Origin of the sequence: Kineosporia sp. R_H_3, from assembly GCF_002198675.1 — a bacterium.
Taxonomy (GTDB): Bacteria; Actinomycetota; Actinomycetes; order Actinomycetales; family Kineosporiaceae; genus R-H-3.
Window position 1 is genome coordinate 1 of sequence record NZ_MWLL01000010.1, and the last position, 8318, is coordinate 8318.

General features: G+C 71.6%; 6 protein-coding genes and 1 pseudogene. 3 read left to right on the forward strand and 4 right to left on the reverse strand.

All coding sequences use genetic code 11. From position 1 onward, the window contains the following. Positions 1–2435 (forward strand): annotated as a pseudogene (locus ECOMGDLI_RS34240) (hypothetical protein); the annotation flags it as partial. A gap of 34 nt (positions 2436–2469) precedes the next feature. On the opposite strand, the gene ECOMGDLI_RS00460 reads toward ECOMGDLI_RS34240, so the two are convergent. Continuing rightward, a complete protein-coding gene (locus tag ECOMGDLI_RS00460) occupies positions 2470–2838 on the reverse strand; it encodes a hypothetical protein (protein ID WP_088312540.1) in 369 nt (122 codons plus the stop codon). Positions 2839–3077: 239 nt separating this feature from the next. Here ECOMGDLI_RS00460 and ECOMGDLI_RS00465 point away from each other — a divergent pair, with 239 nt between their 5' ends. Continuing rightward, positions 3078–3287, forward strand: a complete 210-nt coding sequence (locus tag ECOMGDLI_RS00465; protein ID WP_088312542.1) for an AlpA family transcriptional regulator — start codon at positions 3078–3080, stop codon at positions 3285–3287. Between the two features lies 1 nt (position 3288). Further along, on the forward strand, positions 3289–4848 hold the full coding sequence (locus ECOMGDLI_RS00470; protein ID WP_198954402.1) for a tyrosine-type recombinase/integrase: 1560 nt from the start codon (positions 3289–3291) through the stop codon (positions 4846–4848). 127 nt (positions 4849–4975) lie between these two features. Here the strand turns inward: ECOMGDLI_RS00470 and ECOMGDLI_RS34245 are convergent, their stop codons facing one another. The 3 genes from ECOMGDLI_RS34245 to ECOMGDLI_RS00485 all read right to left on the reverse strand — a co-directional run bounded on the left by ECOMGDLI_RS34245 (position 4976) and on the right by ECOMGDLI_RS00485 (position 8237). Further along, complete coding sequence (locus ECOMGDLI_RS34245; protein ID WP_158220803.1) at positions 4976–5416, reverse strand: hypothetical protein; 441 nt, start codon at positions 5414–5416, stop codon at positions 4976–4978. Positions 5417–5600: 184 nt separating this feature from the next. After that, complete coding sequence (locus tag ECOMGDLI_RS34250; RefSeq protein ID WP_158220804.1) at positions 5601–6395, reverse strand: hypothetical protein; 795 nt, start codon at positions 6393–6395, stop codon at positions 5601–5603. 1368 nt (positions 6396–7763) lie between these two features. Further along, complete coding sequence (locus ECOMGDLI_RS00485; RefSeq protein WP_088312547.1) at positions 7764–8237, reverse strand: biotin transporter BioY; 474 nt, start codon at positions 8235–8237, stop codon at positions 7764–7766. Positions 8238–8318: the final 81 nt, after the last annotated feature.

Below are 8318 nucleotides of genomic sequence, written 5' to 3' on the forward strand. Positions count from 1 at the left end.
CCGGGCATCCCGGCGCCACCCCCGCCGGGACCCTCATCGACCTGCCCGCCGCCTACGTCGCGGACGACGTCCAGCTCGGCTACGCCTCCACCGTCCACGCCGCCCAAGGCATCACCGTCGATACCGCGCACCTGGTCACCGACGGCGCCCTCGACCCCGCCGGGATCTACGTCGCGCTCACCCGCGGCCGGACCCGGAACACCGCCCACGTTGCAGTCACCGTCGACTCCACCGACCACCCCGACCGCGGGCCCCTGCCCGAGGCCGTCAACGACCGCGGCGGCGCCACCGTCCTGACCGGCACCAGCACCCGCGCCTCCGCCCGGTCCGTGCTCGCCACCGCCTGGAACCGCCCCACCGGCAGCGCATCAGCCGTCGTCACCGCCGAGACCGACCACGCCCGCCGCACCAACGCCGCCGCGATCCTGTCCGACGTCGAGACCCACACCCGGATCGCCTGCCGCGCCCGGATGGACAACCATCTCGACGACCTCGCCGCCGACGGCGTCCTGCACCCCGAGACCCGCGCCCGCCTGGCCGTCGACCAGGCAAGCGAACACCTCTCGCGACTCCTTCGGGCCGTCGAGCAGACCGGCACCGATCCCCGCACCGTCCTGGCCGACGCACTCACCCAAGGCATCCACCCCCACACCGCCGGGGCGAGCCCCGCGGACACCCTCGGTGCCGGCGGCGCGGGTCGCATTGACCGACGAGGCCGGTCCAGCCGTGCGGAGCGCGCCGCCACCGCCCGCACGTCGCCGGATCCTGACGCGGTCGACGCCGCGACCGCGGACGCCGTCCGTGCCGCGTTCCACGACGCGCACTCGATCGCGCAGGTCCTCTCCCACCGGATCACTGCCCACAGCCTGCGCCCCAGCACCAGCACCGGGCCTGGCGCCGTGGCGCTCGAGAGCGCAGCGTCAGACGGCACCGCGTCCGAGCGCACGGGCTTCGGCCGGGCGCCGCTGGTCCCGATGCCCGAGGGGCTGCACCTCGACGACGCCGCGCGGCTGCGCGAGCTGCACGCGGCGCTCGAGGACCGTGCCGCCCAGCTCGGCGCCCAACTCGCCCAGGACCCACCCCACTGGGCCCTGCTCACCCTCGGCCCCGTCCCCACCATCCAAGCGGGCCACGCCGACGCCGACCAGCCTGATGCCGACCACGCCGCCGTCGTCGAGGCGGACCGGGCGGACTGGGAACGCCGCGCCGGGACCGCCGCCACCCACCGCGAGGCGGTCGGCTGGACCCACCCCGCGCAGGCACTACCCGGCATGCCCGGAGTCTCGGCCCCCGAACGCCGCGCGACCTACGCCGCCGCCTGGACCGCGCTCGGCTGCCCCGCCGAGCGGCTCGACGAGACCGACATGAGCGAGGGCCGGCTCCGCGCCCGCGTCACCGCCTGGCAGCGCGAGCAGCAATGGGCACCCCCGCACGCCGACGCCGCCCTCAAGGACGCCTCGCAGGCCGCCGAACGCGCCCGACAGGACGCCGCCCACGCCGACGCCGAAGGCCGCCACACCGACGCCGCCCACCTGCGCGCCGAGGCCGACGTCCGGGCCGCTCTTGCCGCCACCTACGACCAGGTCAGCCGCGCCCGCGCCGGCTGGGCCGAACGGACCCACGCCACCCGCATCAACGCCCAGAACGCGCTCGAGGAACTCGCCCGCCGCGGTATCACCATCGGCGACGAACCTGACCGCCGCACCACCCGACAGCACCTCGCCGAGACCCAGCTCGACGACACCGGACTCGACGACCGCACGGCGGCCCCAGCGCAGGCAGCCGACGACGCGCTCGAGGCCACCGGCGGCGTCGTCGACGAGGCCGACGCCCTCGACACCGTCGACGGGGCCCAGCACGTCGACGACGAGCACCGGGTCGTCACCGAGGCCGACGTCCGCGACGTCCACCCGGCCGACGAGCAGTGGAACGCGATCACCGCCCCGCCGGCCCTGGACGAGGTCGCCATCGTCGACGTCGACCCCACAGCGGCCGGTCGGCGTCCGGTCCGGGCCGGGAGGCCGGCGCTCGAGGTCATCGACCCCAACGACGCCCACGACCTCGACGCCGACAGCTTGCAGGCGTTGTGCGCCACGGCCGAGGCGGCGGCCCGGATCGCCGCCGACCAAGCCAGCCAGGACGAGGCCTACGTCGCCCGCGCCGCCGACGAAACCGCCGACGCGATCGCCGAGGCCGGCCGCCGACGCCGCGAGGCCACCGCGCACGACGCGACCGACGACAGCGACGACTGGGACCGCGCCACCACCCGCCCCGTCGACGACCTCCAGGCCACAGACACGGTCCTCGACGACGGATACGGCAACGACCCCCGTTACGAGCACCGCTACGACACCGACCGCAGGTACACCACCGACCACACCGAGTACGCCGCCGACAGCGTGGACGCTGGCGCCGACCTCGGGACTCAGCCGTGACCGGGCGACCCCGCCGACCGGTGGGCGGGCGCAGCTACCCGCGCGGTTGCGGGTACGTCAGGTCGTCGACCGCGCCGACGAGCCAACCGATCCAGGCCCGGACACCAGCTGCGAGGTCCCACGTCGGGGCCTGCGTGACCACGAGGTACTCCGCGACCGCCAGCTCGGCCCGCAGCGCGTCGTCGGTCACGGTCGAGTCGATCCCGGTCAGCGGCCGGTGCCCGGCCAGCCCGACCGTCCACCGCGCAGCGAAGAACACCCCCAACGTGTACCGGGCAGGCACGTCGAGCCCGTCGAGGTCAGCACCTCCCGGGACCGAAGCCGTGATCGCCGCAACCCGCTCCTGCACGTCGTCCCACGCGGTCGCGATCAAGGCGACCGGCGGTGCCCAACGCTGGCCCATGCGCGCGTCGAACCGCGCCTCCGCCCCGGTCCGCGGAAGTGCCCCCAGGGGCCCACCCGTACTCGCTGCTGCACCAGATACACCCATGGCGCCCCTCCTCAAGGGGACCGAGTACGCGGACCCCGTCACAGTACTTTCATCCACCGACATCCCAACAGCGCCAGCAATTTTGACGCGTACGCGTCAAGCCGAACATGCCTGCCGTTGGGATGTCGTGACACGACATGGAGCACTCACTGATGACCACCGACAGCACTGGCCGCGTTCAGCCCCAGGAGCACCTGACGATCCCCGAGGTCTGCGCCGAGCTGAAGATCAGTCGCTCGACGTTCTACTACTGGCGCCAGACCGGCAAGGCCCCGCGGTGCGTGGTCCTGCCCAACCGCGAGGTCCGGATCACCCGCACCGACCTCAACGTCTGGCTGACCGCCCACACCGAGGTCGCCTGAGATGGGACGCCGATCGGCTTTGGGACGGGCGGGGACCCGGGGAACCGCGCCCGAGGTCACCTATGACGTCAGGATCTGGAAGGCCAGAAAGGTCACCGGGGCGCGCGGACCGGCCTACCAGGTGCGGTGGGGGCTCGCGAACCGTCAGCGAAGTCAGACCTTTCGCACGAGCGCGCTCGCAGAGAGCTTCCGCGCCGAACTACGAGCCGCCGCGAATCGTGGCGAGGGCTTCGACGTCGAGACCGGACTCCCGCTGTCGATGCTGCCGGCCCGGTCCTCGGTCACGTGGTGGGAGTTCGCGCTGCTGTACGTGGACATGAAATGGCCGTCCTTGGCGCCGATCTCACGACGCTCCATGGCCGAGGCGCTGGTCACCGCGACCATGGCTCTGCTCGACGACGCCAAGAAACGGCCGCGGGATTCGGATCTTCGCGCAGCCATGACTGCCTGGGCCTTCAACTCCAAGGCGCGAGCTGCAGGGCCGCCTCCTGCGCACCTGGCGGCTTCGATCGCTTGGTTGCAGGGACACACCGTGCCGCTGGAGTCGTTGGGCAAGGCCATCAACGCTCGAGCTCTCCTGGAGGCGCTTACGCGAAAGCTCGACGGCACGCTTGCAGCGCCGACCACGGTTGCCCGGAAGCGGGCGCTGATCCACAACGCTTTCGAGTTCGCAGTCGAGCAGGAGGTGTTCCCTGCGAACCCCATCGCGCGCGTGCGCTGGAAGGCGCCCAAGGTGCGTGACAGCTTCGACCCCCGAACCGTCATCAGCCCCCATCAGGCGCGCGCGCTCTTGGACGCTGTCGGGAACCTCGACGTCGCTGCATACCGTGAGGGAGTTCAGTCCGAGGCGGCAGTGACACGGCCCGGCGGAGCGCGCCTGCCCGCGCGGGGTGCCAGCGCTGGTTCTGCCCGTTTGAGTCGCATCGTCGGCCTGGACGTTCGCGGCCGTCACCTCGTGGCCTTCTTCGCCTGCATGTACTACTCGGCGTTGCGACCGAGTGAAGCGATTGCCCTTGCTGTCAATGACCTCGACCTTCCGTCGCCAGCTGATCCCGGCGACGGGTGGGGTCAACTTCTGCTCTCCGGCGGCAACCCAGAGATCGCGGGCACGTGGACGGACTCCGGTAAGCGTTCACCGCGACAGCTGAAGCATCGCGCTCGGGACACCGTTCGGGCGGTGCCAGCGCCGCCACCCTTGGTCGCGCACCTCCGAGCCCATGTCGCGGAGTACGGCACCACCGCAGATGGTCGCCTGTTCCGTGGCGCCTACGGTGCCCCGGTCTCCACGGAGTCCTACAGTCAGGTGTGGCAGGCAGCGCGCCGTCAGGTACTCACGCCTGCTGAGTGCGCCAGCCCACTTGCTCGGCGACCCTACGATCTGCGGCACACTGCAGTCTCGACCTGGCTCGCCGCCGGCGTTGACTCAACGCAGGTTGCTTCGTGGGCCGGCCACTCGGTCGCCGTCCTCCATCGCGTCTACGCGCACACCTTGGCCGGCCGCGATGATGTCGCGAGAGCCCGAATCGCGGCCGTTCTCGAACCGAGCAACGTCGGCAACTGATTGGTGAGGCTCACAATCGTCGGGGCGACCCCTGGCAGTGCTTGGACCGTTGTCATGACCACGTAGGCGCTGCGCCCGGCGCACGGACACCTACCGGCACTGGTCGTCTACTGCCTCGAAGCCCACGCTAGTTCGGGAGTCTGCGCAAGATCCTGGCCGTAGCCGGCGCGTCGGTCGCACCGGGTGGCCTGGACACGCGCAGGGGCAGCCGGGGGTCGTGCAGGTCGGGGCGAGGGCGGTGGGACAGCCATACGCCGCCGGTGGCGATGTCGAGCAGGACCATCCGTGACCCGGTCCCGCCGACGTGCCAGGCGACGGCTTCCAGGCCGGCGCGGGTCATGTGCAGGCGCACCGCCGCGAGGTTGTCGCCGGGGATGTCGAGTCCCCGTACTGCGACCTGGGTCTGGCGGCCCCCGCCGAACACCTTGATCTCCCAGCCTGGAAGGTGCCGGTCGAGGCGGCCGGCCCAGGACAGCAGGCGGGGGACCGCCTGGTCGGCGAACCATCCGTCCGGCCGGTCGACGGCTGCGAGGGTGCTGCCGCGGTGTGCGTTGACGACGTGGCACATGCCCCCGACCCTCAGGTGCGGGTGCCAGATCGTCAACGAGACGCAGGACCCCAGGAGTGTGCGTAGCCGTCCCGGGGCGGCCCTGTGCTCGACGTGGCCGACGGGGACGGTGCAGTCGCGCGGCGCAGCGGCCCCCGCGGGCAGACGCCTGCCGGCTGATGCCGTGGTGATCGTGAGCTCCGGATCACGCGTGGCTGCGGGCAGAAACGTCCCGCGTGCGAACTCGCTCTGACTGCCGCCTCGAGGTCTGCAGGTTTGCCCCGGGCTGGGCCTCAGCGAGCGCGGCAGGGCGGGCCCTCTGCGACGTGAGCCAGACCAACGTGCCCGTCGTACTGGTGGCTGCAGCAAGCAGCCACGAGACGACCTTAACCCAGCGAGCGCGTTCGCCTGACGCCGCAGCATCCAATGCGGCGAGCACTAGCGTCGCTGTGTCCCGCAGCACCGGGTAGGCAGCGTCGAGGTCGCCGCGAAGTTGCTTCCCGGGTGCCAGTGAGGCGTCCTGGGCGGTTGCACGGTAGGCGGCGTCGGCGAACTGGGCGGCCAGCAAGCCCAGTTGGGTGGAGGCGGGCGATGCGTCGCCGCTCGAGTTGACGTCGGACGCCTCGGCGCCCCGAAGCGTGTCGGGGGCGGGTCCGGTGACGTCGGATGGGCCGCCCACCGCTGCGGGCAGCGGCTGGTGGTTGGTCCAGTCGCCGGCCTGGATCTGAATGAGAAGGGCGGATCGTGCGAGCTGCAGGCGGAGCGCGGCGAGTGTGGTCGGGTTCGTCCGTGGGTCGGCGATCTGGCCGACGAGCGCCTCGACTCGTCCGGCTTCGGCCAACGTCCGCGAAACGTCCCAGGCGTGCGCTGCCAACTCCTGCTGGGTGTTGACCGAGTGAACGGAGGCGATTCCCGCGCCGGCAGTTGCCCCGACCAGAACGCATGCGGCCACGGTACGGGCGACGGCCATCAGCCACGGCAAGCGAGGCTGCCTGCTCACGGTCACCTCTCACGGTCATGTCTCGGCTCTTGCCGACGGGTGGACCTCTGCCGGTTATCGGCACCGGAGCCGCGTACCTGCAGGGTGAACGATGCGGCTTGCTGATCTCCGACGGTCTCCAGGTGTCGGTATGGGCACCCGACATCGGCTACCGGTCGTAGCCGGGCCGCGCCCTGGGCGGGCTCCCGGCCGCCACGGGGGGCGTACGGCCGAGAGCTCGGTCAGAGGCGATGCGTCTCAAAGGCGTCTACGCGGAGCTTGTGGGTGCGCCAAAGTCAGCCCCGGACATGACCCATTCGTCACTATCCCGGCCCCGTGACCCGGCGTCGGCTTAGCGTGCGACGCCTACAGCACACCCGATGCCGCCGCAGACGGCAGCTCCATGTCGCACAGTGTCGGCGGCAAGAGTGATCGCGATTGGGAGGCAGCATGCCTGATCACGCCCGCGCCAGGTTCGTCGCTCTGGCTGTCCCCGGCGGTGCGGGCTCGACCACCCGGCTGAGCGTCGTCTGCGGAGATGAGACCGGCGAGTGCGACCTGTGCCCCTCCTTTGCGACGGACCTGATCGGTGAGCAGGAAGCTGACGCCGCGTTGGCCGCGCACGGGTGGGTACGGACCGGCCCGTGGTGGCTGGTCCACAATGGAGCCGCCGCGTTCGTTCTGCCCCGACGGGGCCGAAAGGCGCACCCGCCGCAGGGGATCGGCGAGGCCGACCGGCTGGTTGACCCTGAGGCGCGATGAGGCCGCTCGGTCCCGCGGCGGCAGTGACGTTGACATGCAGGCGTGGCAAGATGTCTCCGTCTCGCACGCGCATACCCCCCGTGAGCGCGTGCGGGACCTATAGGTCGAGCGAGGATCCCCGGCCGACAGGTGGCCTTGGGTAGCCCAGATCAATGCCGCGGCAGCGGACATGTCACCCGTTCGGGGGGTCTGGCCATCACGGGGCTGGATCTACAGTGGCGGCACGTCCGGCCCGTTCCGCCGCCGACCTGAGTGCCCAGGCTCAGGGTGGATCGACCGTTCGGATGCCTGCGAGGCCGTCCAGGCACGAAGTACTTTGTGATCAAGCCCGCGGATCGTCAGTCCCTGGCTCGGGCCGCGCCCGCGTTCCGAGTCCATGCGACCGGGGGTCATCGCCCGGCCAGGTCCACCCCTCGGCGGCCGGGCAAGGGACGGTGCCGGGCCCGAGTCACCCCCGCCGGGATCCTCGGGTCCGGCCCGTTCCCGCGGGAGCGCTCGACGCGGTCGTGGCCCCGACCGGTCCGCGGTGCAGGACCGGCCCGGCGCAGACGGGTGGAGCTACGACAGGTGCTGGGTCAACCGACATCGAGCGTTCGAACCCGTCGAAGTGGTTGGCCGCAGCCCTCCCTACCGACGGTGTGCCAGTCGCCAGGCGGCGGGCAACGCGCAGGCCGCCAGCGCGAGCTTGACGGCATCTCCCACAAGGAACGGCAGCAGTCCCTTCGCGAGGGTCTGCTCGAGCGTCAGCCCAGCGCTCCACGCCAGCCACGGCAACCCGACGGCATAGATCACAACGTTCGCCGCAGCCATCTGCACCACACTTGTGCCCAGCCGCCGGTCCCAGGCCCGCCCGGTCAGCCAGCCCAGCAGACCCACTGCCAGCAGCATGCCGACCAGGTAACCTGCCGACGGCGCGTGGAGCATCTGCTCACCGGTCCGCGAGCGACCGGTCGCCGGGTCCGGGCTGAACACCGCGGCCCCCGCCAGCCCGACACCCAAGTACCCGAGCATCGTGACCAGCCCACGACGCCACCCGTACCCCGCCCCCAGCAGCAGCACCGCGAACGTCTGCCCGGTGATCGGAACCGGGGTGAACGGCAAGGGGTGAACCGTCCCCGGTTCAGTGACTGGTGAGTTCTCCCGTCCGCGGTTGCGGCTGGGGGTTCATTGACGGGTCGTTCT